The sequence below is a fragment of the Paenibacillus sp. CFBP13512 genome (assembly GCF_005233705.1).
Taxonomy (GTDB): Bacteria; Bacillota; Bacilli; order Paenibacillales; family Paenibacillaceae; genus Saccharibacillus; species Saccharibacillus nuruki.
The window spans coordinates 70325-96497 of record NZ_QGAD01000003.1 but is presented as its reverse complement, the minus strand read 5'-3'; the positions used below and the strand labels follow the sequence as shown (position 1 = coordinate 96497).

The window sequence follows — 26173 nt, the reverse complement described above, 5'->3', positions numbered from 1 at the left end:
GCATAATAAGATTAAGTTAATGAGACCGTTCTTAATGATGACCTAGTACTTTTTGTACAAAATCTGTTTTGGCTTGCGTATAGGCTTCTCGATCATCTTTGTTATCTACAGCCAACTTTTGCTTTAATTGAGCATATTGCTCTGCCCATTCTGGATGTGCGATTAAGCGATCACGAAACAACAGTTGATTTTTCCATTGTTCTCCTTGTTGCAATACGATATGCAAATGAGCAACACGCTTATCATTGATTACTTTCACAAAAAATCTACGATGTTCTTTACCATCCAATTCAGGCGGTACATAATTCCAGTTTTCTTTTTCCAATACAGAAATGATCGCTGGTAATGAATCAAAAGAATCTGTGATTGCCATCATATCAATAATAGGTTTGGCTGGTAGATGTGGTATCGCTGTACTACCAAAATGTTGAATATCATTTATCGCAAACGGAGTTAATAATATCGTTAATTCATTTTTGTACATCTGCCCCTGTTCTACCCATTGTGGATCAGGTTGAGCAATTTCAATAGCTTCTGTTGCCCAGACAGGCCAAGTTGATTCATTGTGAATATCAGTCAATATGATCCTCTCCTTTTTAACCAAAATATCTGTGATATAAAGTACGCGCTTCTGCAATATCTTTAGTACCGTGCACCATTACACGTCCATCACGGAAAATAACAAGACGTTGTCCACTTTGCATCGTCATAGATACCAAAAAAGGAGTAACACTGACTTGATGTTCTTCCAATTTAGCTAAGCGCTGAGCGGTTTCTTGCAAGTCTACGGTTACTTTTTGTGCAGGACGAATCTGTACCGTGTCTCGACCGCATAATACTTCGGTTTTACTTTGACCGGCTTTTGTCAAATAAGGATACGTGGGTTCACTGCCACAAGAAGGACAATGAGGTTTGCGTGCGCTGCTCATTTTGATCGAAACTTGTTCATTGTTCCATAGGTCAAACGATAACAATGTACCTCGCAATTGATCTACATTACCACTAAGTAACTTAATTGCTTCTGTACATTGATGAGCTACAACCATCTGCACAGCTGGAGGAATAATACCTGAAGTATCACATGTATCTCCGCCAAGTGGTGCAGATTCCATTAAGCATTGCAGACAAGGAGTAACTCCCGGAATAATCGTAAATGTAATACCATAGCTACCTACACAACCACCATATATCCACGGAATATTATATTTTTGTGAAATGTCATTAATCATAAGTCTTGTCTCAAAGTTATCGGTTGCATCCATAATAAGATCTACACCTTTAGCTAGATCTTTCATTTCATCAGCAGTAACATCTGCAATATGTGCCTGTATATCTACTTCAGAATTGATCTGTTGTAGACGACGTTGAGCAGCGATCGCTTTGGGCATACGCTCTTGAGCATCTTGCTCTGTAAAAAGTTGTTGCCGTTGCAAATTGCTCCATTCCACATAATCACGGTCTGCAATAATGACTTTACCTACGCCTGCTCGCACTAACGTTTCTGCTGAACTCGACCCTAAAGCTCCAGCGCCTACAATAAGTACAGTAGCTTCTGCTAAATGTTGCTGACCTTTTTGCCCTAATGGAGCAAATCGTTCTTGTCTGGAGTACCGATTTTGTTGTTCAGGTTGTTGCTCTATGTTGGTAGTATTCACGTTCAAGTGGTAATCATCCCTTCTGCTGGGCTACTTGCCACAGCATACTCACGTACAGGAATCATGCCTGCTTCCCTTCCTAATCGACCTGCTTCTACCCCCAGCTTCATTGCTGTTGCCATTTGGACAGGATTGGTTGCACCTGAGACTGCACTATTTAGCAGTACTGCATCCGCACCTAATTCCATTGCATAAGCAGCATCTTTAGGAGAACGTATACCTGCATCTACAATCACAGGTACAGTCGCTTGATCGATAATCCATTGTAAAGCAGATGGATTGAGTATTCCTTTACCCGAACCGATCGGTGAAGCACCCGGCATAATCGCATGTACACCAAGTTGCTGTAGACGTTTGGCTAACATGTAATCATCAGAGATATACGGCAGCACAATAAATCCTTCTGCTAGCAAGACTTCGCAAGCTTTTACAGTCTCCAAAGGATCAGGTAAAAGCAACGTATCATCTCCGATAACTTCTACTTTTATCATATCACATAATCCAGAAGCTTTTGCTAAGCGAGCGATACGGATCGCTTCTTCTGCTGTTTTGGCTCCTGCGGTATTTGGAAGTAATTTGTATTTTTTGAGATCTAACATTTCCAGAAAGTTCGGTTCATTCACTTGATCTAAATTCAATCGTCTGACAGCAAAAGTTAGCACTTCTGTACCTGAAGCTTCAACAGCTTGATTCTGAATCTGTAAATCTGTAAATTTCCCTGTTCCTAATAATAGCCGTGATGTAAATGTATGTGTACCTATCGTTAACAAATCAGCCACCTCCTACAAAATGTACAATCTCTAATATATCTTTGTCTGCCAGTGTAATATGCGGATGTTCTTCTTTTTGCAAAATTTGTTGATTATGCTCTACAATGACTGTTTTTTGACCAAGCGATAATGATTCTAGTAGTTTGGATACGGTATTGTATTCAGGTTCTACATATTTCCGATTGCCATTAATTATTAATTCCATATAGACACTCCTTCGATTGTAGATAAAGATTTAGTTGATAGAGATTTCGACTTTCGTAAAGCTCGTTCTGGTGAAAAACAATCGGGAATATGACCTGTATGATTGTTTATGAGTGCCTCTGCTATCCATTTTGCTGTGCCAGCAGCCAACAACATTCCATTGCGATAATGACCGGATGCTGTCCATAATCCAGCGAGCGGTTGAATTTGCCCCAAGTAAGGTAATTCATCCGGTGTTCCAGGTCGTATGCCTGACCAACAACGTTCAAACGTAGCTGATCCCACCGCAGGTAGAAATTGCTCCGCTCCAGACAACAACTGAGCAATTGCAGAAATATCTACTGTTGTATCTGTACGTTCTGGTTTACTCGTAGCTCCGATCCAGATTCGATGATCGCTTTTGGGAATCATATAAATGCCTTTTCCATAGATCGTATGTCCAAGATACTGAGAAGGCGTACTAACTTCGATTAATTCTCCTTTGACCGGCACAAAAGGCAAATGATACTGCTCTGTTGCTAACAATTGTTGTGTACACAAGCCTGTTGTTAAAACTACTTGTTCAGCATAGATCTCCCCTTGGTTAGTGATTACACCTGTAATATGATCTTTCTTTTGCGAATGTAGTAAGCGATATACTTCAGTCTCTGGATAAAAATCAACATGATATTGAATCGCTGCTTGAACAAGGGCTTGATTGAGCAAAGCTGGAATTAATTGCGGTTCATCTGGATTGTAGATCATGCCAGAAGGAGCATAAATATATGGCTCCACTTGTGCTAAATGTGAAGGACTCCACCACTCTTTGCGATCTACTTGGGAATCAGTATGTGTAGGAACAGCAGTCATGGGTAGCAAAAATCCTTCTGTTCGCAGTCCAATATCAATCCCTGTCTGCTCCAATAGATCAGTAGCCAGCTTGCTATAGAGCGATTGACTGTATAATGCCAATTGATACAACTCTTGATGAGCGAAATGTTCTGAATGAGCCGCTAACATTCCACCTGCTGCCCCTGACGCACCAGAAGCGGGTTGATTTTTTTCCAGCAAAGCGACTTTGACTCCTTGTTGTACCAGTTCATAAGCAAGCGCAGCACCGATAACGCCAGCGCCTACAACGATCACGTCATAATGATTAGTCTTACCATTCGATAGATGAACCATCCGCCGATTCACTTCTTTCCTAATGATTGTGATTGTAGATCGGTAAAAGTAACTTGTTGAATACTTTCGTTATATAACCGACAGACATGCTGTGGATGTTCCGCTTCAAAAATACCCGACATGACAGCTATTCCTGTAGCACCTGCTTGATGAATGTCTTGGCAATGTTCGGGTTGAATACCACCTATAGCAATCACAGGTATAGATACAGCATGACAAAGCTTTTCTAATTGATCTAATCCTCGTGGACTCAGATCTGGCTTAGAAGTAGTCGCATAAATATGTCCATAAAAAAGATAATCTACCCCTTCATCTTGAGCTTGTAATGCTTGCTCTATGCTATGAACAGATCGCCCGACTTTCCATCTTGAAAGAGGATCATCTGTAGTTATATAAGACATATGTTCACTTAAATGCACACCACCTATATTCAGATCCACTGCTAATTGAGATCGGCTATTGATCCTGATTTTGGATCGTGGCACTCCTGTATGAATCAACTGCTGGACAGCATCAATGATCTGAGAATCAGACCACTTTTTTTCACGAATATGAATAGCGGTTGTCCATGAATAGATCTGGGAAGCTATCTTTACAAGCTGATCGATCGATTGTTGACCTGTACTGATGGCATGAAGCTCCATAAGATATATGCTCTCCTTCCCTCAAAATATGTATAAGTGAACGCAAAAAAGCCACTTCTTATGAATAAAGAAGTGGCTAGTATAAACTTAGAAAATAATGATTCTTGTCTGAGATCAAACAAGATTATTATTAGAATAACGGACAACATATCGACAATCCTCATAAGCTAATTCTGTATAAAATAATTTCTGCTCCATACAGTCAATGACTTAATCGTACATGCAATATGATCTAACATTTCCGTAACTCTGCTACCACTTCCCTACGCTGGTATGATCCAGATCAGGTACAAAGGGTCCGAAAGCAATATCTACTTTCATCTCAGCCTCAAGCGGCCCCCCTAGTGCATTCAAGCTATTCGATTTGTTATTCATCTTAGCAAACAGATTTCGATAAAGCAAATCATTATAGAAATATAATATACAAATAATGTAAATCAAAAGCAAATATACATCCAAAATTATTATAAATAAATGATATTGTTAGCTTTATTTATAAAAATATTTATACATCTATTATTTTGCTTTAGCTTCAGACCATTGCTCAACATCCCAAATTTTAGTGACCCAATCTTCATAAAATTCAGGTTCATGAGAAACAAGCAAGATCGTACCTTTGTATGCTTTTAAAGCACGTTTCAGTTCGTTTTTAGCATGAACATCCAAGTGATTGGTAGGCTCATCGAAAAGTACCCAGTTGCTTTCACGTAATAAAAGTTTGCATAAGCGTACTTTCGCTTGCTCTCCACCACTTAACATACGCATAGGACGTGTAATATGCTCATTTTTCAATCCACAACGTGCTAGGTGACCTCGAACTTCATTTTGACTCAAATGAGAAAATTCATTCCATACTTCATCAATCGGTGTCAATTGATCCGGGCGTACTTCTTGCTCAAAATAAGCCGAATGTAAATAATCGCCAAGATACGTTTTACCACTAACCGGTTGAAGTTTACCTAGAATTGTTTTGAGCAAAGTTGATTTACCTACACCATTACAACCTACGATAGCAATTTTCTCGCCACGTTCAATATTCATAGTCATTTTAGGCAATAAAGCGTGAGTATAACCGATCTCGAAGTCTTTACCTTCAAATACCGTTTTACTACTTGCACGTGCTTCTTTGAAATTAAATGTCGGCTTTGCAAATTCTTCCGGTTTGTCGATTCGCTCGATCCGATTTAATTGCTTTTCACGACTTTTCGCACGTCCTGATGTCGATGCACGTGCTTTATTTTTTTGAATAAATTCTTCTTGTTTTTTGATAAAATCTTGCTGTTTTTCAAACGCTTCAATATGTTGATGCTTTTGAATATCTGCCATTTCCAAAAACTTAGCATAATCAGCTGTATACCTATTTAATTTGGCAAATTCCAAATGATAAATAACATTAACAACTTGATTCATGAAATCCGTATCATGCGAAATCAATACAAAAGCATGTGGATAGTCTTGTAGATAACGTGTTAACCATTGAATGTGTTCTACATCCAGATAGTTGGTAGGCTCATCTAATAACAATACATTAGGCTTTTCAAGTAGTAATTTGGCAAGTAATACTTTGGTACGTTGTCCACCACTTAATGCTGTTACATCTTTATCAAGTCCGATTACATTCAGACCCAGACCATAAGCCATATCTTCAACTTTGGTATCTAGTAAATAGAAATCTCCAATTTCCAGTTGTTCTTGGATATCACCCATTTGCTCTAACAATACTTCCAATTGTTCAGGTGAAGCATCTGCCATCTGGTTAGTGACTTCGTTTAGTTGTTGTTCTAATTCCAGTAAAGGAAGAAAAGCATCTTTAAGTACATCGCGTACTGTTTTTCCTTCAGTTAGCTTCGTATGTTGATCCAAATAACCATAACGTACACGCGGAGCCCATTCGACTTTACCGCTATCTTTTAACAGTTTACCTGTCATAATATTCATTAGTGTTGATTTGCCAGCGCCATTCGCACCGACTAAGCCTACATGCTCTCCAGCAAGCAGACGAAAAGATACATCCCGAAATAATGTCCGGTCTCCAAAATTATGCGTTACATTTTCTACTGATAACAAACTCATGTTAAATAATGCTCCTGTCTATATTAAATATCTCTTTTTTAAATATGCACCGTTACAAAATTGCTACAGAGTGTATTGTAACATAAGCAGAAGCTGTCTAGAACTGAAAATTTTCATTTTTTTACATTCATTTTCTGATCAAGCAAATATATTTACTACTTTTTGAATAAATTTGAACACCGTTGTAAGTGAATTTATTACGAACAAATGAATAAAAACGATTAATAAAGCTTGTAAATAGGTAGCCATTCGCTTGAGCGATTCTTATTTATTGTCGCTCTCCAATTAGTAAATGATTAATGTATTAAAGGATTACGACAATCATGTAGAAAATATCCTGATTTCGCTGCTTCTTTGGCATCGGTGAATAAATCTTGAGCAGGCGCAGGTAACTTACAGCCATTAGGATATGCATATTTAATACCTGAATCAGGATCGACTGTTCCTAACCAAGAAGTCTTTTTCACTAATCGTCCTCCACCTAGAGCATAATTGTTGTAGTAACCGCTACCTGTAGGAATCCCCTGTAAAAAAGATAAAATACCGATATCATTGATACTATTATTCCATTCCTCTTGCGAGATCGTTGGCAACGTAAATGTATAAGAAATCCCGTAACGAGAAGCATATTCATTATGCTTGTTAATATAATAAGCCAAATCTTTTTGTATCGAACTCACGATAGCTGTACGTCTAACTTGCTCAAAGGTATCCATTTGGTCTAAAAGTGCGATATCTGTCTCATTAGCTAACTGCTCTGCTTGTCCATCTAATACTTTGCCGGTATTTGCTTCTGTCACATGAACAGTATGATCTAATGTAAATTGTATACTGTTACCTTGCGCATCTGAATACGCATACGGCTTTTTGGGATGCCATGTATGTCTGGCATTGGATGATCCATCTGCACCTATGTAATTTTCGGTGGCATAAATATAATACCCATCATAATCTATCACAACAATAGCAGGAATATAATGCAAAAGGTTTTGCTGAGCCGATTCATCACCACGAATACCAAAGTTCAAATAAAGTGTATTCAGAAATGTCTGTAAAGCTAGTTCTTTGTCTGCTCGAAAAAACTTCTCAGAAGAATATCCTGCTTCATATTGTTGCTGTTCATTAGTACTCATAACCTGACCTGCGTCTTGAGAAGCGGTCCGAAGTGCTGTAGTGTACGAAATTTGTAGACTGGATGCTTGTGACTGTTCATCGGTATGTAGTCCACTTAGCCAAAATAATGGAAAGAAAATAATTACGAATAAAATTGCAAAATCAGTAATCTTCATTGAGCACCATGCCTCCATAACGTGCAAGTACAGCAGAACGATTCTGATTTCCTTCAATTCCCAGCATCCCACGTAAGATCGCTGCCATGGTTCGATTGGTACTTTCTACTTTTACGGTGAAATAATCACCATTTTGTAAACGATATTGTCTGCTTGGATCATCTTTAGCCATACTATTTTCTGGATACAATACAGGGAGTATCGCATTCTCATAATACCCTTCATATACAGTAGTAAATTTATTTTTAAACGTATTCGGATTCGCAGAATCTGTATATTCAGGATGATACGTTTTGTGCAAATGTTCTAATTGAATAGTGTACTGATTCCCTGTAGCGTTCATTTCACGTGTAAAATCATTGTACATTGTTGGAGTCACATATCCTTTGGTACGTACAGCATCGGTAAATTGAACAACTGCATTATAAACCATCATCTGAGAAAGATCGTCTTGCCGCTCTGCCGCCTGCATCGTCGGAAATACATATAATAAAGCTACCGCAAGAAAAGCGGCAAATACTTTGGACATCGAATTCATAGCGTTCTCCTTGATCCTTCTTAGCTAAATTGAATAGTCACTATATTCCCTTGCTGATCGGTCTGGTAAGTGACCTGATACGTACGCTGTACGTCTATTTTCAGTAATGTAGATGGTTCAGGTTGTATATGATGAGGATAAAGAGAATGATCTATTTGCATATCGACACCGATCTCTTGAATCTGAGCTATCGACTGCCTGACCTGTGCGCCTGTATATGTCAGCGGTTCTGAAATGCCAATATACTGCTGAACACTTTGTTTTTGACCCTGCATCACGGGTTCTGATAATTGAGTGACTTTCTGCATTCCACCGCTCAAGTAAAGCGCCGCTAGGCAAGCTGTTCCAAACAAAAATAATTGAACAGCCAGCCATAGCATACTTTTTGTACTATTATCCATAGATCATTCCTTACTGTTGTGTGAAAACAAGACCGCGAACTACATTAGAACGATCTTTGATAATCGCTGCTTTGAATTTACCACTTGGATTAACATACTCGGCACTTGATTCGGCCATTGTATTATTCATATCCCCATTAGCTTTAGCGGTTACGGATCCATACGAATCTGAAGTTAATTCTCCGCTTGTATTTAACGTATTGCCATACCATTGTCCGTTAGACCCTTTGTTTTTACCCGTTGTTACCTGAACACCAAACTGTTCTTTGCCGCTGAACTTACGTAAAGCATTCGTTACTTGAGAACCACTAATAGTTGTACCATCATATACAGTGTAAGAAGCTTGAGATAATTCAGTTTGGATATCCGCAAAGTTATTTTGTGCAGTTTTGGTAGCTTCTTGAGCAGAAATAAATAAAATAACAACTATCGTAATCAAAGCAATCGTTAAAAATATTCCTGCGGCTACTTTCAAAGCAGTTGAAGCATTATTCATTGTAAAATCCCCCGTTATTGGTTTTGTAGTTTATACGTTAATAGTTTATGAATAGCTATATTTTCTGAATCTGATCATAATACACTTCCATCTGGCTAAAGCTCATACCGATTAACGGTAATACCAGATAAAGGAATATCAAAGCATACATAGGCGTAAAGCCAATCATTTTTCCCCATGTTGCTTTCGTTTCGATCATTTTTTCATATTCTTGACGACGCTGTTCAAAGTAATAAGACATATCACTTTCTAGATCATCAAATGCTTGTGGAATCGGAATTTTATCTACGGCTAGATGAAGTTTGTCGACTAGCTTACCGAATTCAGGAAAAGAGACTTCATCTTTGAGCTGTTCCAATGCATCTTCAGGTCCATGTTCATAATGAAGTAAGCATTTCTGTAACGGTAATTTGAAGATAACGGCGAATCGATTCATCCATTCCAAAATCACTTCGACAGACATACGATCCATTCCACTGAGCATGGAGATCACGGTATGAAATTGATATACTTCGTGCTTCATATCCATACTTCGTGCTTTTTTCTGGAAATACAGCATCCATACAGGGACTTGATAAGCAATCAAAGCCATCATAAGGGCAATCAGCAACTCCCACCAGCGAAAATATTCACTATCATATGCTTTGAGCTTGAGCAAAATGCGATCCGTTGTGGTATTGATCTGCTCTTGATCTCGAAACTTGCCAGAGTTGTTCACCTGTATTGCAATCTGCTCATAAGTCACTTGACTAGACAATCCGACAGAAAGCATAATTTGACGATCCAAATCAGCTAATTCCTGTGCGTTTTTTTGTTCATCTATAGACATAGAGCCAAATAACATATCGTTTTTGACAGGTGCATATAGAATCATTTCTTTGGATTGATGATGTAGAATCATTCCTGCTGATAAAGTAACGACGAAACATAAAATGCAAAGTACTAATCTGCGTACTTGTAACCACTCCACTGTAATTCTGGCATTTGCATCATTCAATAATTTGTCTAAACGATACTTATGAAGTGGATTTTCTCCTGCTGATGCTAGAAAAACAATTTTGCTAAACCATTTCCATTTCAACAATGCTTGTTCCCAGGAACGATAATCTTTCCCAGCTCGATACGTTGTCTCATCGTAAGTTTGTAATTTTTGAAGTAACAGATAACTAATGAGAATCAAGATGAAAATAAAAATACGTGCGATAAATCCTAATTTACTGGTATAAAAATCATCCATTGCTGGAAAATTACTACGTGCCCATTGTTCGATTGGATTGGTAAAAAAGATCGGCACAAGCACAATAATGTTTAGACTTTTAAGCAGATAATCCAGCTTATCTCTTCGTAAAATCTCTAAATGAATCTCTTTAGTGAGATTACTGAGTCCTCTAAGATACATAGAACCATCTTGTCTTACTTTATCCCCATATTCCATCACCATACCGGATATACCGGCAAAAGCCTTCAGAAAGCGGTTAGGAGCTGTCTCATAATACTGTTCTAATCGTTCTTCTGGATGTTGGTCGGTTAATGCTTCTACGATCAAGTTCGCATGGAGCGCAATCTCAGGAGCGGCATATTCTGACGCTTCATATAGAGATTCATCCACCATTCCATGACGGTGATAATGATGTCTGACATCTGCTAGCAAATCGACCATTTGACGCAGCAATCTTCGTTCTAATCGACCGGCATAAGCTTCGATAAACATGCTATTGAGTACTACAGCAGCAATACAAAGCATAATAAAGAACAAAGGGTCAGGATTACGGATCATAAGGATCACTATCGATCCACCTAGTATGCCTATAATCATCCATGTTACTGCCATCGTACGACGACGTAATTCCCATTCTTCATAAGCATGAATACTGGTAAGCCGTTTGCGGATCCGAAGCACATAACTTCCTAATAATGGAACTTTCATTGCTACCATATACGATTGCTGTAGCGTCTGATAATGCCATGCTTGCCATCGTTTGCGCAGATCATGATTTTTCTCAGAAGGCATCATTGCTGTTAAATGACGACTACGATTATGCTGTATCCGGTAAAGTATGATAACAACTGCCATTCCAACTGCACATATAATCAATACAGCGATAAGCAAATGCTTGATACTCATACCGCTTGCCCCCAATACGTATGTACAAAACGTTCAAACGAAACACGATCTTGTGTTGTCATTTGCTCTTGCATTTCGATCTGATTTTTTGTAGATAACGGATGAACAGCTACATATACACCATCATGGTATTCAATAATATTACGTGCAATAAACGTATAACGCTGGTTATGACCTTCTTCTTCACTTAGATCTGCTACAGGTACACATTCAGTGATACGTTCAATATAACGTTGTCCTTCTGCATCTCTTTTCAAATGAATATCAAAGTTAATGACACTAACGACTTGCTCTTCAGCAATCACTTCATTTTGGAAAACCCCTGTTTTGAGCAATGAGTTACGAAGCGAATAGATCAGATCACGAAATGTTTTGGCATGATGAGTGAAAATAGTGAATAAGCTGGCCACCTGTGCCATCTGAATCATCCATGCAGCGACTTCATCGGTAGCAACTTCTCCCAGAATATTAACTGTTCCATCGGTTTTTTTCTGCACATCTAGACCTTGTTGACCAGATACATTTTCAGTTTCACGGAAGCTCAAAATATTACGTCGACTATAGATTTCACGCAAATGAAGTTCTGACGCCATTTCTTGTACACGCAATGTATATGAAGCGTAGATATGCTTCACCAGTGCCATCAACAATGTTGTTTTACCAGAACCTTGAGCACCTGTTATCGATGTGATGCGTGCTCCTTTCATCAAGTAAACCAGCATTTCAATCACCATTGCCGATTGATCGCCACGAATCAATTGTTCTAAAGTAGCATTTTGCACATCAAATTTACGTACAAAAAATGCCCATGATTCTGCAAAAGGAGGACGTACAACGACGATCCGTGAACCATCTTTCATTTCATTTACTTTGTATCCATTAGCTTCAGACAATTGCCCTGGATGATTGTATTTATAGATATTTTGACAGACCCGTTTTAATTCGCGCACAGACCCAAAGCTTAAAAAAGATAAGTGAATAGATTTACCTTTATAAAATAGCCATACGCTTTCCCATCCTTTAGCAGGTGGTTCAACAACTTCATCTTTAGGATTAGGCATATACCGTGGTGTCAGTTGCCCTGAGTCTTCCAATACACCACTGACCCCGCCACTTACTCCATCCACTCGTTGATCTCTAATTTCATCAATAACAGAAAATCCTTTATAATGCTGATAGACTTTTTGCGTTACAATATCTAACTTTTCTTCAAAAGTTAAAGGACGATATTCCTGTCTAAAAATCTGCTGAATATCATGATCTGTTATAGCATAAGATAAGCTATCTCCATCGGTTTCGATTAATTTAGGCGCTGCTAGATCATATGTATCAATCAGCATCGATAATCCATCACGTCCATATTCGCGAATATAGCGATATAACAAAATATCGAACTGTTCACCTGTTGTTAATCGTTCTTCTTGATCAAACGGAATAATCTGATTGATATTGGTTTCATTTAGCCCGTATCCTTTGTGTAAAAGACCTGCAATAAAATCTTTGACATAGCGCTTATCCATTACATCTCCAGAAATACAGCCTTTTAACGCTTGACGTAATTCGGTACGCTTTGCAATTCTACGTCTATACTCTTCTTCATTCAGACCATAATCTGATAAACGACTATGGCTCATATCATGCAATTGATCTTTAACATATTGAATCAATGCAGACAATGTATGCTCCTGACTATGATTGATAGCGATATCATTACCTGCAAGGGCTGCACGACGATGGCGTGCAAACAAAAGTACACCCAGAATCAGCAGAACGATAATAATCAAAGTCATATTGATTCCATTTTCAAATAGCATGAAGCTTCCCCTCTCCAAGCCGCTTATGATCATGTCCCTCATTTAACTGTTCGAGTACATGTTCTGTTAACATAGTCGCTTGCTTAAAGAGTTCCACATATTTACGCGGCTGAGCCACTCCCAGATTCCGACGAACAAAAGGAAGCAGTGTCTGTACATTCCATGCATCTCTAAATTGAGCATCATTTTCAATAGCGAATATATTTTGCTTCAAACTGTATTTGCGACGAATATTGGATATCGTGCATTTGGAATCTGGATCATAAGCACCCAATACAGTTGTCCATGGTTGCTGATGAATCGATGCCCATTGCTTGCTAGTAGTAAAAAAGGATTCTAAATGATTGATATTCTGGCTCATATTGACGACTACACCATCTGCATACTTCAACAATTCCACTTTATCCATACCTGAACCTATATCTACCATCACAAGATCATAATACTCATTCGCAATATTCAAAATATCATGCCAATCTGAATCTTTATCTGGCACTGTCTGGTTGGATTGAATCATTGTGCCCGGTAGTAGGTCTAATCGATCTTTTAATAAAGGAATCGTGTAATCAGATATATTATTTTTGTTCAGCTTGCGTGAAGATAACAATCGACGCACACTATCAATACCAATATCTGATTCCTGATAAGCGGTAGATACGAGAGTACCATGAGCCATTAATCCGCTCTCTATACTTTCGCCTTGAGCTTGATTATGGCAGACCAATATGCGTAAGCGATATTGTAGTGCTGCTGTTAATGTAACTAATGCGGTATGTGAAGATGTTTTACCATGACCTGCTTGCGGACTCCAAAACATTACTGTACTCATGCTCTTTTCCTTTCTGCTTGTTTAAGCGCTTTTTTAATTTCTTTATTTTCCATTCCGCTGATCTGACCTGTAAGTTCACACAATCCTTTTTTGAACAAACGGGATAATGGACGAATACGTAACTTTTCTGCATATTCATTTTCTAACTTCAGAGCCATATCCGATTCTGTCCATGGAATAGTAACAATCTCTGTATTCCAAGCAATCGGTAAATGATCTAAATGACTGCGGATATATTGCGATTCTAATGAACAATCTATTGTATGAATAAACGTTAAATGAAATGAAGGGACAAAAGTGGCTTTATCTTGAGCTTGCATCTGTTGATACCACTGTTCGAACCAGTTAATACTTTTGTCGATTGTCAGTCGATCATAATCGCTTACCCAGACATGTTCCTCGGCACTAATCCATTGCTCACGATTATAAAAAGTAGTCTGTTCTACATCACAAAGAATATAATCGTAGTGCATACAATCTTCACCTGTATGGGATAACTGTGTATTAATATGTTCAAAAGCTTCAAACCCTGTCGCTAAATCAAATCCGGCAAATTCAGTAATAGTCTTTCTATAATCCGAATTGCCACTGTAGTAGCGATAACGATATTCTAAAGTCGCATCGATTAATAATACTTTTTGCCCGGCTGAGGTCATCAAAGCACAAAGGGATAACATTAAATCTCGCTTATCGCACAATCCTGTAAATATCCAGGTTTTCAAACTGCTCAATCCTTTCTTTTTGTAAAGGGTATCGTTTCTATTTTCGATCTATTGAGATGTAAAGGCTTCAGATGCGTTGTTTTTATATATTGAATTCTCAGTATTGGTAGAACTATTATCTGTAGTTGTCTGTTCGTTGTTAGATGTATTGTTTTCCTGATTAGAATTGTTGTTATATGAACTTGCTCCACCTGACTGATTATAGGATTGTCTTGTAGATACAGCGGATTCTGCTGCCGATTGAGCAGACTGCGCAATATTGAGTCGTTGTTCATCGGATAGAGCTTTAAGATCTAATTCTAATTGCTTCCGTACATTGTCTAATAAATAACGTTCTGCTGTGCCTACGATATTAGGATCTGCTTTCATTAAATTTAATACTTCAGCGTTAGAAGGGTACGTAGGAATAGCTTCTTTTTGTAATTCTGGTTCTACATAACTAACAGCGTACAATGATGCTTTATGCAATAACGCATCTACGGTTGCACTGGATAATGCTAACATTTCGTCTTCTTTTAAAGTGGTCCATATGGTTGGATAATCTAAATTATTTAATTTCTTTTTGGTTAACACAATATAATCTTGCCCGGTAGGAAATTGAATCCTAATATCAATCGTATCTCCTTTTTTGATATCTGTAGGCATTAAGATGGTGTTTAGTTCACGATTACGCATATCATCTGTAGTCGGCTGTTCTTCATAGATCATCGAAGTGGTGATCGGCATATTACGGGTTAAATTAATTTTAGTTGTTTTACCGACTAACTCATTGACTGTAGGTAAGAGATGATCTGGCAAAGATTGCTTAGGCAAATTGATGCTAACTAGATCTTTTTTAGTGATTTCTTTGCCTGCTGTTACTTCTTGTGAAGGTACAAATACAGTTACACGTTCTGTGCCTTCTTCTAATGTGCGTATCTGCTGTTCATAGCGTGCTCTAAGTTCATTCTGATCATGCTTGAACTGAATACTAGAGTAAATCACATATCCTGCAAAACAAAGACCAATCGCCCCTGCTCCGCATAAACCTGCATATATTAAATGCTTGGTGCGTTGTCTGATTTTAGACAATGTTATAATCTCCTTCATTTCTGCTTTTTAACGTAGACTAAAGCGAAATTTTTTTCTTTTGATAGGTGCTGGGATAATACTATTGAAAATAGTTTGTAGAGCGGTATCCATCTGCGCATGTTGATCAAAAGGATCAGGTTGCCATGGTAACGCATAGACTTGCTGAGTCTCCATCTCTTTGCTTATCCGCTGTGTCACTTCTTGTGTAGCCAAAGGTAAACAATAATGCCATTTGTTTTGCGGATGACGTTGCAATTGTTCTGCAAACTTCAAAATATCTTGATAACGCCATTCAGCTCCCGATCCTACTACAATCGGAATATCGGCTCTTAAAAACTCTTCTAAGCGCTCATTGTCTTTGTAGCAACCGAGATCAAGTACGAGAAAGCGATAACTTCCACCCAACAAATTCACTACTTCTGCACGTGCTGATTCTCGCCAATAATCTACATGTTGTATTTGAAATTTACGATCAAGCGGGTTGGAGCTTCCTCCTGCAACCGATTGAATTCTTGCAAATGTTCCAGGTACTCCATTCATTTCTGCTAGGGCAACGCCGCCTCCATGACGGGCAAGATAATGGGCGATTGCTATAGCTGTATGTGTTGTTCCTGTACCTGATGCTGTGCCAATTACAGCCACTACCATCGTCGCTTGTTGCATATTTACAGCGCTAGAAAGTGAATTCGGATAGATAGACGCTGTATTTTCTTGCACCGCTCTTCGTATTGCTTCACGAGCTTCAGTAGCATTTTGAAAACGATCGATTGGACGATGCTGTAACATTTTGCGTAATACAGGGATAATTCCACGAGGAAGATCGCTACGAATAAATTTCTCCATACCGGGCATCCATTCGCTATAATGACCTCCTGTAGCTAGATACAGAATTAATGCTCCTAATCCATACAAATCAGAACGACTATCCGTTTGTCCACTACCATATTGTTCGGGTGCAGCGAATCCAACCGTTCCTAATTTCACTGTATCTTCTGTTTCTTCTGGCTTAAAGTTGCGTGCAATTCCGAAATCGATCAACCTCATATCTTGCATCGGTGTGACCATCACATTAGAAGGCTTCATATCTCGAAAAACAATCGGTGGTTCACGATCATGTAAATACTCTAGTACTTCGCACAATTGATCTGCACAGCGCATAATAAAAGATGCTGTAATATATTCAGGATGTTTTTTGAATTGTTGATCCAATGTAATACCTTCAATATAATCCATAACTAAGTATGTAAATCCTTCAGCATCAGGCTCAAAAAAATCTACAATTCTTGGTAAAGAAGGATGACTCAATGTAATTAACATCTGTGCTTCATCGGCTACATTTACAAATTGTGATGGCGCAGAGACACTTTCTTTGATCGCCCACGATCGTCCGGGTAACTTCAAGTCATGAGCTAGATAGACATGACTCATACCACCACTGCCTAACTTTTGCTCAATCCGATAGCGATCTCCTAGTACCATGCCATATGCTAATTTGGATGAGTAAATCATAGATATACCTCCTTGATTACAGTTTGTTATTCAGTCATATCGTCTCCATATCAAAAAATGCAACAAAAAAGGGAAAGCTACCGTCACACTGAAAATAACCCTGTTAGGATTAGTTGTTTCAGTGGACGGGATGCTTTCCCTGTCCGTTGCACTTCAATTTGAATTTATTATAAATGATAAAGTCGGGATTTGTAAAGAGTTTTTATAAGACTATTTTCCTACATAGTTCAATATGATCATTTTTGAGCAGCATAAGCGTCTCGATTACGTTGCACTTGTTTGACATGCAATTCTAAATGAGATACACAAAGTTTCTCTGCAATCATACGTGCAGACAGTGTTCCATCTTCTGTATGCTCACCTGTACGTTCCCAATCTTCATCACGAATCTGCTCCAAAACAGGTGCAAAAGCCCTACGCATTGCGATCAATGCTTGCAGGTGATGTTCCATATTAAGTGAACTATACTTTAGATTTTGTGCCCATAGATCTTGATCAAATGCTCTAATCACAGGATTTTCTTCAGCCAAGACTGATTTCAATCGGGATTGAAGCATAATTTCTACATCAAATAGATGAACAACGATCTCATGAATGCTCCATGCTTCTGGTGCTGGTTTAAAATCAATTTCTGCTTCAGGAATCGCGCGAATCTGTTCTACAAAATGCTCCATATCCGGTAAATAACGATAAATTGCGTTTTGCATAAGTACACATCCTTCTCCACATTGATCTTTATATTGATATATCCAATGATCTGATCAACTCTATTTTATCAGTATTTGACCATATAGAGCGTAATCTCGTCACGGTTATGAAATAATTGCTTCGCACGTTGAACCTGCATACGCGCTTCTTCAAAGGTGCTGATGACTTCTTTGATCAAAGCCAGTGGCTTTTTGTTCATTAACTTCACTGTAACAATCACAGTTCCGCCCGGCACAACAGCATCTAACATACCAATAACCAATTTAGCTGTTAACTTAGGGCTCCAACTCATATCACAAACCAGTAGATCGAATTCATTCGGTTTGAATTTGACATCAGCTGCATTTTTTTTGACTACTTTAAGATTAGGAATATTTTGTAGAGAAGGATCCATTTTAGCTGGATCTACTGCTGTCACTTGCAATCCTTTATCCAGTAGAAAAGAAGTCCAGCCTCCCGGCGCAGCACCTACATCAACCGCAGAACGAAACGCAGTAAAGTCGATTCCAAATACACGTTCTGCTTCAAGTAATTTGAATTTGGCACGTGAAATCTGACCTTCTTCTCGTTGGAAACGAACGGCTCCACCATTCCAATCCGACAGATTATCTGTTGGTACAGAAATACCTGCATACAGCCGTTCTGCTGTCCAAAATACAGAGACTACTTTGTCTGCATCCTGTACTGCAAAATCAGACTGCAAGCCCATTAGACGTTGTTCAAGCAGATGCCGTAATTCAGACGCATTTTCTTCTGGTGCAGCATCAGCTGTTTTGCGAATATGCACAGCTAGACGAATACCTTTCAATTCATCACGTTTCAATAGTAAATCGGCTAATACATCAAATGGATGTTGCGCTGCATCGATCTGATCCAATACCAGATCATAATGAACCGGTTGAATATGACGTAAGAACATAGGCGGTTCTGCTAATAAACGTTGTACCACTTGCTCACTAGCTACAGGTAAAGTTAATAAAAGCACTTCAGAAGCAACTAAAACAGAACTTTTTACAGCTCCGAAAGTCCTTTTTAATTCTTCTTGTGCATAAGGAGCAAAACCGTGATTAGCTGTTCCGATCCAGCGAGAATCGCTTTGTTGCTCTTGTTCTTGCGTATTGTTTTCTTGGTCATTCATGAGTTAATGTTCAGCCTCCAATAATTTATGCGATTGCACTACGGATATGTTCAAGTATACGTGGAACAGATTCCATACGGTATAAAAAACGTGGAGTTTTTTCTCTCCACGCTTCAAATACAATCAGACACGGTATACTGCTAATTTCGTAAGCTTGTACAAATGTAGGTGCAAAGTTAACATTTAAAGCATATACCGTTTGTTCTGGTAAAAGAGGTAACGTAATTTCTAACATCCGTCGCCCCATTTTACAAGTACCACAAAGCGGTGTATACGCATATATAGCTACTGCTTGTCCTGATGTGGTCGCCATAGCTAGCGCTTGTTGTTCTGTCAGTTCTTCGATCATAACCATCACCCTTGCCCTTGTGAAGCTTGGTTAGCGATATCACTCAGAAGTTCCGCAGGCATAGCACCATCATGCAGAATCACATGTTCAGGTTTTGCTTGATATAAGAGTTCGTACATTCGCTTGCGACCTGACATACTTGAAGTATGCAAATAAATTTCATTAGCAAATAGACCTTCATGCACCATCGCTTTGACTACATCTGTTCCATCCATTTGCCCAAAACCAAGCTCATGATCTAGCGAAAGAATATGGACTTCACTCTCTCTGAGCATCATCAGACATTCTTCTCCGTCTCTCGCTAGAGCAAAACCTTTGGGGCAAGGACGATAATCATCCAAATAAAGATTGATCATAAATACTGCCTCCTCGGTTCCTATGGCTTGATTTTATTTTTCAAATTGTGTAGCTGGACAATAATATGCTTTTTTACCTGAGACTTCGGTTTTGACAATTAAGTCTTTCGCAGAACGTACAGAAGGTTCACCTTCACGCTCATATACACGACGAAGTTCATGGAATCCACCTGTTAACGAATCCGTTACTGTTAACGGTTGACCTGCAAGATGTCCACCTGTTTGAATCGCTTCTTCTAGTACAGTCTGCATAGCGACATAAAGACGAGATAATGCTTCATCTTCTAGTTCTTGTACTTTGGCAGATGGTAATAATCCAGCTGTAAATGCGATCTCATCCGCGTAGTAGCTTCCAATACCTGCTACTAGATTTTGATTGGTCAATGCCGTTTTAAGAGAACTCCGACGACCTTTATATAGTTTGATGAACTGTTCTTCCGTTAATTTGCGATCCGTTGCTTCAGGACCTAAATCTTTTAATTTAGCGCCTGCTTCTTTGGCAGTATACACATAGAACATCCCTTGACGTGCACCGGTAAAGTAAAGAGAATTGTGATCTTCGAATTGAATTTCAACATCAGATACACGATCTGCATTGTCTTGTGTTTTGCCATAAAATAAAGAACCACCTGTTGCAATACTTAAAAGCAGACGTTGTCCATTATTAGTATGCAAATTTAAATATTTACCGCGACGTTCGATAAAAGCAATTCGTTCGCCTACGATTTGACGATTTACTTGTTCGGATTCGAGATTAACAGCTTTGGCACGCTTAACCTCAATTTGAGTAATCGGTACATTTAAAATGTAATTGCTTAATTGCACTTTATAGTTTTCTAATTCTGGCAATTCTGGCATAAGAATTCTTCCTCTCTCTATATCAATTAATGGGATAATGACTGGAATCCAAGTGCCGCACTGACTTCGGCAAGATTCTGACATATGATATCTGCTTTGACCCCTGCTTTGGCTTCATGTATAGACATATTCGCTGTTGTTGTAATACCGCTTAAGACCAGTACTGTTACACAACCGGCTGCCGCACCAGCAGCAATATCTGTTAATAGATTATCACCTACTACAATCGCATCGCTTGCAGGTAGTCCTAAGCGTTCTAATGCATATTCCATCAAGATAGCTGATGGTTTACCTATCACAACAGGTTCTACACCTGTAGCGGCAGCAATGGATGCGCCAATCGTACCTGCTCCTGGCAACAAACCATCATGTGAAGGAAGCTGAAGATCGGGGTTCGTCAGAATAAACTGAGCTCCACTTGCGATCAGGCGTAATGCCTTGGTCAGCTTTTCATATGTAAATTGACGATCGATCCCTTGAAGGACATAATCCGGTTGTTCCTCTGTTAATTGTAATCCGTGTGCTGTTACGGCTTGCTTCAATCCATCTTCTCCAATGACATATACACTGGAATCAGGTGACTGCTCTGCAATATAATGAGCAGCTGCCATAGCCGAAGTACATACTTGTTCAGCACTAGCAGGTATGCCTAGATGAGTCAGATGATCTGCGACTCCTTGCGGCGTACGTGAAGAGTTATTGGTAACAAATAAATAAGGAATCTGCTTCGACTTTAAATCTTCTATCCAAGCACTTGCTCCTTCGATCACGGTATCACCATGATACAATGTACCATCCAGATCAATTAGCAATCCTTTACGATTTGTTGTCATATAGACACCCTTTCTATCACTCACAATCTTCATTGTAAAAAAAGTTGCGGCATAAGGCAAACGGTATCCTTATATTGCCGCAACAAAAATACTTCAAACCGACTTAGAAGTGATCGGAAATAGTACATGTTCTTCTGCTAACAAAGTATTTTCAAACACGCTTTTGGCTTCTTGAAGCAAAGGCTCAAGCTGCTCACGATCTTTATAACGGGAGCTGAAATGAGTCAAAATCAATTCGTGTGCATTCGCTTCTTTAGCTGCATGTGCTGCTTGTAATGTAGTGCTGTGATAATAATTATGAGCAGTTTCTTCCATATCTTGCAAGAAAGTAGCTTCATGCACCAATACATCTGCATCTTGCGCCAGCAGACTTACATTAGGACAAGGTCTTGTATCTCCTAGAATCGTAATTATTTTTCCTTTTTTCGGTTTACCTACGACTTGATGAGAGTGTAATGTTTGTCCATCTGCTAACTGGATACTTCCTCCGTTTTTCAACTGCCCGTAGAGAGGTCCTGGCTTAATTCCATGATGTTTTAATATTTCAAAATTCAATTGTCCCGGGCGATCTTTTTCAATAATACGATACCCGTAACTATCAATACGATGCTCTAATAATGCAGACTCTACGCGAAACATTTCGTCTTCAAAGACTACGCCGCCTTCGTGTTCCACAATATTCAACTCATATTCAATACGTGATTGACTGAGTTCGAGTGTGGTGCGAATATATCGCTCTAATCCTACAGGACCATACACTGTCAGCGGAGTCACTCCTCCTTGATAAGCACGACTGGATAATAATCCTGGAAGACCGAATAAATGATCACCATGTAAATGAGTAATAAAAATCTTTTCTAATTTACTTAATTTGAGTAAAGAACGTAATACTTGATGCTGAGTACCTTCTCCACAATCAAATAACCATAAGGCACGACGTTCTTCATACATTCGCAATCCAATAGAGGTCACATTACGTTGAAGTGTAGGGACCCCTGCATTGGTTCCCAAAAAATACAATTCCATCTCTCTCTACCTTCCTTCTGTGTTCGCCAAGTTCCGTAACAAAAATCCCCCGATGGGTCGGAGGATTCTGCAATAATAACAGATGATACAACTCAATCTATAGTTACGCCTTATCGACATTAAAATAACGAGCCTGTGGATGGCTGAATACCATCGCTGATACTGAAGCTTCTGGCTCCATCATAAATCCTTCGGTTAATTCAACACCGATATCTTCAGGTTTTAATAAAGCAAATAAAGGACCTTGATCTTCCAAATCAGGGCACGCCGGATAACCAAACGATACCCGAATCCCTTGATAACGTGCGCCTAAGCGTTGCTTCATCGTCATGGTGGCTGGATCAGAGAATCCCCAACTATCACGCATCATATGATGAACACGTTCTGCAAGTCCTTCTGCGGTCTCTAGAGCTACAGCCTGAAGAACATGGGAACGTAGATAATCGCCTTTGTCTTTCCACTCTGAAGCAAGTGCACTAATCCCCTGACCGGCAGTGACTACCATAAATCCTACATAATCCATCATACCACTTTCTACAGACTTCAAAAAGTCAGCGAGACAGAGATAAGGTTCTACTTGTTGGCGAGGGAAAGTAAATGTATGCAAGATTCGGCTGTGATCTTCTGGATCATAGACGATGACATCATTTCCACTGGATTGAGCAGGAAAAAAGCGATACATACCGTGAGCCTGAATAATATGCTCGGTCAATGCTTTTTGCAATATTTCGTCTACTACCGATTTGAGCTGTACTGCTTTCGGATCTTCCTTCGCTAACAATTGCTCTACAGAACCTTTAAGCCCTAAATGATGTCCTAGAAGCATCTGCATATTCACATACGGCAAAATGTGACCAAGCGGATAATTACGCAATACATGACGATCTAGATCAGGCGGAATATAGATCTGTACATTAGGATCAATATCTGATTTTACCGCACGAGTCAGTACAGGTAATGGCGCAACTTCTACCGCTACTGCTGTATCAATCTCATTTTCAGCGGCAACTTCAGCTTCGATCACTGCCCGTTTTTCAGGATTCATCAGACGGTTGGCTATATCAAGACCATCCATTGCATCTTTGGCGTATAATACCAATCCATCGTATTCAGGTCGTATACGGTTTTTGGTAAATTTACGAGTTAAAGCAGCTCCACCGACTAGAATCGGAATCGCAATACCTGCACTACGCAGATCTTGAGCTGTCGTGATCATTTGTTGAGCTGATTTGACCAATAGCCCTGATAACCCGATAGCATCTGCTTTTTCATTACGGTATGCTTCGATAATACGTTCAGGTGGTACTTTAATGCCTAGATTAATAATTTTATAACCATTATTGGATAAAATGATCTCTACTAAATTTTTACCGATATCATGTACATCGCCTTTAACAGTTGCCAGCAAAATCTTACCTTTTACAGACGATTCATTTTTCTCCATAAACTGTTCAAGATAAGCAACAGACGCTTTCATCACTTCAGCACTTTGCAACACTTCAGCTACAATCAGTTCATTGTTATTGAACAATCGTCCGACTTCTTCCATCCCAGCCATAAGCGGGCCATTGATAACTTCTAACGAGGAATACTTTTGAAGTGCCTTTTCCAAATCTGGAAGTAAGCCTTCTTTGGTTCCTTCAACTACATAAGAAGCCAATCGTTCTTCAACAGTAAGATTAGAATCGAGAACTTTCTTTTCTACCTTCTTATTCCGAAAAGCAGCAACAAATTCAGCCAGTGTTGCATCATTGGTATTGTAAAGTAATTCTTCTGCAAGATGACGCTCATGATCAGGAATAGAAGCATACCGCTCTAATTTCTCCGTATTCACAATCGCATAATCTAATCCTGCTTTGGTACATTCATATAAAAATACAGAATTCAATACTTCCCGTCCTGCTTCAGGTAATCCGAACGATATATTACTGATACCTAGAATCGTATGACAGCCTGGAACCTGTTGCTTAATTAAGCGAATCCCATCAATCGTTTCTTTAGCAGAGCCGATATATTGTTCGTCTCCTGTACCCACTGGAAAAACAAGCGGATCGAAAATTAAATCTTCTGTTTTGAGCCCATATTTATCAACAAGCAATTGTTGTGAACGCTTAGCCACTTCTAATTTGTCTTGCGCGGTTATTGCCTGTCCTCGTTCGTCAATTGTACCTACCACTACAGCAGCACCGTATTTATGAATCAGTGGTGTGACATCTTCGAACTTTTCTTCACCATCTTCTAAATTGATCGAATTGATAATCGCTTTACCTTGCGAATAACGAAGAGCAATATCAATCACCGCAACATCGGTTGTATCGATCATTAATGGAGCTTTTACTTTTTTGACAACCAAATCTAAAAATTTCTCCATATCATAGGTTTCATCTCGATCGGGATCCTGTACACAAATATCTATCACTTGTGCACCATTTTTAACTTGAGCACGAGCAATCTCAGAAGCTTCTTCGTATTTGCCTTCTACAATCAGTCGTTTGAACTTACGTGACCCCAGCACATTGGTACGCTCACCAACCATATAAGGACGATTATCTTGTTCAATATAAACAGGTTCGATTCCAGATAAAGCAGGAGGATGTGTACCGATCATAGGACGAGGTGGATACTGGGATAATAATTCATCCATCACTCGAATATGTTCTGGTGTTGTTCCGCAACAGCCACCTGCGATATTGAGCCAACCTTGTTCAGCAAAAGCTGCCATTTTGCGTCCTAGTGATTCTGGAGATTCATGATAATTCCCATTTTCATCCGGCAAACCCGCATTAGGATAACAACTTACTGCGGCTCCTGCAATTTCAGATAAAGAACGAATATGATCACGCATAAATTCAGGCCCTGTCGCACAATTTAGCCCTACTGAAATCGGATTCAAATGTTCTAAAGAAATATAAAAAGATTCTATATTCTGTCCGGCAAGTGTCGTACCCATGGGCTCAATTGTACCGGATATCATTAGAGGGAGATGAATACCGGTCTGTTCAAACGCATTACGGATACCGATACTCCCTGCTTTCACGTTCAATGTATCTTGCGAGGTTTCTAATAGAAGTACATCTGAACCGCCTTCTATCAAAGCAACAGCCTGTTCCTGATAACTATCCACCAGCTCATCAAAAGTCACTCCGCCAGTAACCGATAATGTTTTGGTAGTGGGCCCCATAGCGCCTACAACATAGCGTGGGCGTTCAGCAGTGCTGTATTTATCAACAGCAGCTTTGGCAAGCTTTACTGCTGCTAGATTCAATTCTCGTGCTTGATCCTGAATATCATATTCAGCTAAAACGACTGATGTTGCACCAAATGTATTCGTTTCGATCAAATCTGCACCTGCAGCTAAATATTGTTCATGGATTTCTTGAATAACATCGGGACGTGTTAAAACCAATATTTCATTACAACCGTCCAGATCATCGCTCCCAAAATCATCAGCTGTTAGATCTCTTTGTTGAATCATAGTACCCATAGCGCCATCCAAAATCAGAATACGCTGTTCAAGTCTTTCTTGTAGGTCAGGCTTCTTCATCTATTCGATCCTCCCCGCAAAACGTTAGGCTTTAGTTTAACAGAAACCTTTTAACTA

The 26173-nt window shown here is 39.2% G+C and carries 25 protein-coding genes, 1 pseudogene and 1 riboswitch; all 26 genes and pseudogenes read right to left on the bottom strand.

What is annotated here, in order from left to right; all coding sequences use genetic code 11:
- Nucleotides 1–31: 31 nt before the first annotated feature.
- The 26 genes and pseudogenes from PaeCFBP13512_RS04895 to metH all read right to left on the bottom strand — a co-directional run bounded on the left by PaeCFBP13512_RS04895 (nucleotide 32) and on the right by metH (nucleotide 26116).
- Entirely contained in the window at nucleotides 32–580 is a 549-nt protein-coding gene (locus tag PaeCFBP13512_RS04895; protein ID WP_241669284.1) for a GrpB family protein, read from the bottom strand.
- Nucleotides 581–596: 16 nt separating this feature from the next.
- A complete protein-coding gene (locus PaeCFBP13512_RS04890; RefSeq protein ID WP_069326042.1) occupies nucleotides 597–1655 on the bottom strand; it encodes a MoeB/ThiF family adenylyltransferase in 1059 nt (352 codons plus the stop codon).
- 2 nt (nucleotides 1656–1657) lie between these two features.
- A complete protein-coding gene (locus PaeCFBP13512_RS04885; protein ID WP_069325970.1) occupies nucleotides 1658–2425 on the bottom strand; it encodes a thiazole synthase in 768 nt (255 codons plus the stop codon).
- A gap of 1 nt (nucleotide 2426) precedes the next feature.
- Nucleotides 2427–2630, bottom strand: a complete 204-nt coding sequence (gene thiS, locus PaeCFBP13512_RS04880; protein WP_137221568.1) for a sulfur carrier protein ThiS — start codon at nucleotides 2628–2630, stop codon at nucleotides 2427–2429.
- Entirely contained in the window at nucleotides 2621–3793 is a 1173-nt protein-coding gene (gene thiO / locus PaeCFBP13512_RS04875) for a glycine oxidase ThiO (RefSeq protein WP_137221566.1), read from the bottom strand. Before thiO ends, thiS begins: the two co-directional genes overlap by 10 nt.
- A gap of 8 nt (nucleotides 3794–3801) precedes the next feature.
- A complete protein-coding gene (locus tag PaeCFBP13512_RS04870) occupies nucleotides 3802–4437 on the bottom strand; it encodes a thiamine phosphate synthase (RefSeq protein ID WP_137221564.1) in 636 nt (211 codons plus the stop codon).
- A 243-nt stretch (nucleotides 4438–4680) separates the two neighbouring features.
- A riboswitch (TPP riboswitch) is annotated at nucleotides 4681–4790 on the bottom strand.
- Nucleotides 4791–4953: 163 nt separating this feature from the next.
- Nucleotides 4954–5847, bottom strand: a complete 894-nt coding sequence (locus tag PaeCFBP13512_RS23630) for an ATP-binding cassette domain-containing protein (protein ID WP_425415563.1) — start codon at nucleotides 5845–5847, stop codon at nucleotides 4954–4956.
- Between the two features lie 74 nt (nucleotides 5848–5921).
- Nucleotides 5922–6510: pseudogene (locus tag PaeCFBP13512_RS23625) on the bottom strand (ATP-binding cassette domain-containing protein); the annotation flags it as partial.
- A 296-nt stretch (nucleotides 6511–6806) separates the two neighbouring features.
- The gene (locus tag PaeCFBP13512_RS04860) at nucleotides 6807–7799 is read right to left on the bottom strand and encodes a hypothetical protein (protein ID WP_137221562.1); all 993 of its coding nucleotides are present in this window, start codon (nucleotides 7797–7799) and stop codon (nucleotides 6807–6809) included.
- The gene (locus tag PaeCFBP13512_RS04855; protein WP_137221560.1) at nucleotides 7786–8337 is read right to left on the bottom strand and encodes a hypothetical protein; all 552 of its coding nucleotides are present in this window, start codon (nucleotides 8335–8337) and stop codon (nucleotides 7786–7788) included. The genes PaeCFBP13512_RS04860 and PaeCFBP13512_RS04855 overlap by 14 nt, the downstream gene beginning before the upstream one ends.
- A 20-nt stretch (nucleotides 8338–8357) precedes the next feature.
- Nucleotides 8358–8738: a hypothetical protein gene (locus PaeCFBP13512_RS04850; RefSeq protein ID WP_137221558.1), complete on the bottom strand. Its 381-nt coding sequence runs from the start codon at nucleotides 8736–8738 to the stop codon at nucleotides 8358–8360.
- Nucleotides 8739–8748: 10 nt separating this feature from the next.
- Nucleotides 8749–9234: an ABC transporter permease gene (locus PaeCFBP13512_RS04845; protein WP_069325978.1), complete on the bottom strand. Its 486-nt coding sequence runs from the start codon at nucleotides 9232–9234 to the stop codon at nucleotides 8749–8751.
- Nucleotides 9235–9289: 55 nt separating this feature from the next.
- A complete protein-coding gene (locus tag PaeCFBP13512_RS04840) occupies nucleotides 9290–11359 on the bottom strand; it encodes a hypothetical protein (protein WP_137221557.1) in 2070 nt (689 codons plus the stop codon).
- On the bottom strand, nucleotides 11356–13173 hold the full coding sequence (locus tag PaeCFBP13512_RS04835) for an ATPase, T2SS/T4P/T4SS family (protein ID WP_137221555.1): 1818 nt from the start codon (nucleotides 13171–13173) through the stop codon (nucleotides 11356–11358). The genes PaeCFBP13512_RS04840 and PaeCFBP13512_RS04835 overlap by 4 nt, the downstream gene beginning before the upstream one ends.
- Entirely contained in the window at nucleotides 13163–14002 is an 840-nt protein-coding gene (locus PaeCFBP13512_RS04830; RefSeq protein WP_137221553.1) for a hypothetical protein, read from the bottom strand. The genes PaeCFBP13512_RS04835 and PaeCFBP13512_RS04830 overlap by 11 nt, the downstream gene beginning before the upstream one ends.
- Entirely contained in the window at nucleotides 13999–14724 is a 726-nt protein-coding gene (locus tag PaeCFBP13512_RS04825; protein WP_137221551.1) for a hypothetical protein, read from the bottom strand. The genes PaeCFBP13512_RS04830 and PaeCFBP13512_RS04825 overlap by 4 nt, the downstream gene beginning before the upstream one ends.
- A gap of 48 nt (nucleotides 14725–14772) precedes the next feature.
- The gene (locus PaeCFBP13512_RS04820) at nucleotides 14773–15795 is read right to left on the bottom strand and encodes an SAF domain-containing protein (protein ID WP_161594214.1); all 1023 of its coding nucleotides are present in this window, start codon (nucleotides 15793–15795) and stop codon (nucleotides 14773–14775) included.
- A 27-nt stretch (nucleotides 15796–15822) separates the two neighbouring features.
- Nucleotides 15823–17304, bottom strand: a complete 1482-nt coding sequence (locus tag PaeCFBP13512_RS04815) for a serine/threonine protein kinase (RefSeq protein ID WP_137221547.1) — start codon at nucleotides 17302–17304, stop codon at nucleotides 15823–15825.
- Between the two features lie 236 nt (nucleotides 17305–17540).
- Nucleotides 17541–18011 (bottom strand): DinB family protein, encoded by a 471-nt coding sequence (locus PaeCFBP13512_RS04810; protein ID WP_137221545.1) that lies wholly within the window; start codon nucleotides 18009–18011, stop codon nucleotides 17541–17543.
- A 68-nt stretch (nucleotides 18012–18079) separates the two neighbouring features.
- Entirely contained in the window at nucleotides 18080–19150 is a 1071-nt protein-coding gene (locus PaeCFBP13512_RS04805; protein ID WP_137221543.1) for an SAM-dependent methyltransferase, read from the bottom strand.
- Between the two features lie 25 nt (nucleotides 19151–19175).
- Nucleotides 19176–19499 (bottom strand): thioredoxin family protein, encoded by a 324-nt coding sequence (locus PaeCFBP13512_RS04800; protein ID WP_161594213.1) that lies wholly within the window; start codon nucleotides 19497–19499, stop codon nucleotides 19176–19178.
- A 5-nt stretch (nucleotides 19500–19504) separates the two neighbouring features.
- On the bottom strand, nucleotides 19505–19855 hold the full coding sequence (locus tag PaeCFBP13512_RS04795; protein WP_069325987.1) for a cyclic-phosphate processing receiver domain-containing protein: 351 nt from the start codon (nucleotides 19853–19855) through the stop codon (nucleotides 19505–19507).
- 33 nt (nucleotides 19856–19888) lie between these two features.
- Nucleotides 19889–20713: an Fpg/Nei family DNA glycosylase gene (locus PaeCFBP13512_RS04790; RefSeq protein WP_137221539.1), complete on the bottom strand. Its 825-nt coding sequence runs from the start codon at nucleotides 20711–20713 to the stop codon at nucleotides 19889–19891.
- A gap of 26 nt (nucleotides 20714–20739) precedes the next feature.
- A complete protein-coding gene (locus PaeCFBP13512_RS04785) occupies nucleotides 20740–21546 on the bottom strand; it encodes a TIGR01457 family HAD-type hydrolase (protein ID WP_137221537.1) in 807 nt (268 codons plus the stop codon).
- Between the two features lie 93 nt (nucleotides 21547–21639).
- Complete coding sequence (gene rnz / locus PaeCFBP13512_RS04780; protein ID WP_069325990.1) at nucleotides 21640–22572, bottom strand: ribonuclease Z; 933 nt, start codon at nucleotides 22570–22572, stop codon at nucleotides 21640–21642.
- Between the two features lie 103 nt (nucleotides 22573–22675).
- On the bottom strand, nucleotides 22676–26116 hold the full coding sequence (gene metH / locus PaeCFBP13512_RS04775; protein WP_137221535.1) for a methionine synthase: 3441 nt from the start codon (nucleotides 26114–26116) through the stop codon (nucleotides 22676–22678).
- Between the last annotated feature and the right edge of the window lie 57 nt (nucleotides 26117–26173).

What these genes read in the sequence shown, in the direction of transcription:
- thiS (WP_137221568.1), bottom strand. Translation starts at nt 2,630, where the DNA reads ATGGAATTAATAATTAATGGCAATCGGAAATATGTAGAACCTGAATAC.
- thiO (WP_137221566.1), bottom strand. Translation starts at nt 3,793, where the DNA reads ATGGTTCATCTATCGAATGGTAAGACTAATCATTATGACGTGATCGTT.
- PaeCFBP13512_RS04870 (WP_137221564.1), bottom strand. Translation starts at nt 4,437, where the DNA reads ATGGAGCTTCATGCCATCAGTACAGGTCAACAATCGATCGATCAGCTT.
- PaeCFBP13512_RS23630 (WP_425415563.1), bottom strand. Translation starts at nt 5,847, where the DNA reads ATGAATCAAGTTGTTAATGTTATTTATCATTTGGAATTTGCCAAATTA.
- PaeCFBP13512_RS04860 (WP_137221562.1), bottom strand. Translation starts at nt 7,799, where the DNA reads ATGAAGATTACTGATTTTGCAATTTTATTCGTAATTATTTTCTTTCCA.
- PaeCFBP13512_RS04855 (WP_137221560.1), bottom strand. Translation starts at nt 8,337, where the DNA reads ATGAATTCGATGTCCAAAGTATTTGCCGCTTTTCTTGCGGTAGCTTTA.
- PaeCFBP13512_RS04850 (WP_137221558.1), bottom strand. Translation starts at nt 8,738, where the DNA reads ATGGATAATAGTACAAAAAGTATGCTATGGCTGGCTGTTCAATTATTT.
- PaeCFBP13512_RS04845 (WP_069325978.1), bottom strand. Translation starts at nt 9,234, where the DNA reads ATGAATAATGCTTCAACTGCTTTGAAAGTAGCCGCAGGAATATTTTTA.
- PaeCFBP13512_RS04840 (WP_137221557.1), bottom strand. Translation starts at nt 11,359, where the DNA reads ATGAGTATCAAGCATTTGCTTATCGCTGTATTGATTATATGTGCAGTT.
- PaeCFBP13512_RS04835 (WP_137221555.1), bottom strand. Translation starts at nt 13,173, where the DNA reads ATGCTATTTGAAAATGGAATCAATATGACTTTGATTATTATCGTTCTG.
- PaeCFBP13512_RS04830 (WP_137221553.1), bottom strand. Translation starts at nt 14,002, where the DNA reads ATGAGTACAGTAATGTTTTGGAGTCCGCAAGCAGGTCATGGTAAAACA.
- PaeCFBP13512_RS04815 (WP_137221547.1), bottom strand. Translation starts at nt 17,304, where the DNA reads ATGATTTACTCATCCAAATTAGCATATGGCATGGTACTAGGAGATCGC.
- PaeCFBP13512_RS04810 (WP_137221545.1), bottom strand. Translation starts at nt 18,011, where the DNA reads ATGCAAAACGCAATTTATCGTTATTTACCGGATATGGAGCATTTTGTA.
- PaeCFBP13512_RS04805 (WP_137221543.1), bottom strand. Translation starts at nt 19,150, where the DNA reads ATGAATGACCAAGAAAACAATACGCAAGAACAAGAGCAACAAAGCGAT.
- PaeCFBP13512_RS04800 (WP_161594213.1), bottom strand. Translation starts at nt 19,499, where the DNA reads ATGATCGAAGAACTGACAGAACAACAAGCGCTAGCTATGGCGACCACA.
- PaeCFBP13512_RS04795 (WP_069325987.1), bottom strand. Translation starts at nt 19,855, where the DNA reads ATGATCAATCTTTATTTGGATGATTATCGTCCTTGCCCCAAAGGTTTT.
- PaeCFBP13512_RS04790 (WP_137221539.1), bottom strand. Translation starts at nt 20,713, where the DNA reads ATGCCAGAATTGCCAGAATTAGAAAACTATAAAGTGCAATTAAGCAAT.
- PaeCFBP13512_RS04785 (WP_137221537.1), bottom strand. Translation starts at nt 21,546, where the DNA reads ATGACAACAAATCGTAAAGGATTGCTAATTGATCTGGATGGTACATTG.
- rnz (WP_069325990.1), bottom strand. Translation starts at nt 22,572, where the DNA reads ATGGAATTGTATTTTTTGGGAACCAATGCAGGGGTCCCTACACTTCAA.
- metH (WP_137221535.1), bottom strand. Translation starts at nt 26,116, where the DNA reads ATGAAGAAGCCTGACCTACAAGAAAGACTTGAACAGCGTATTCTGATT.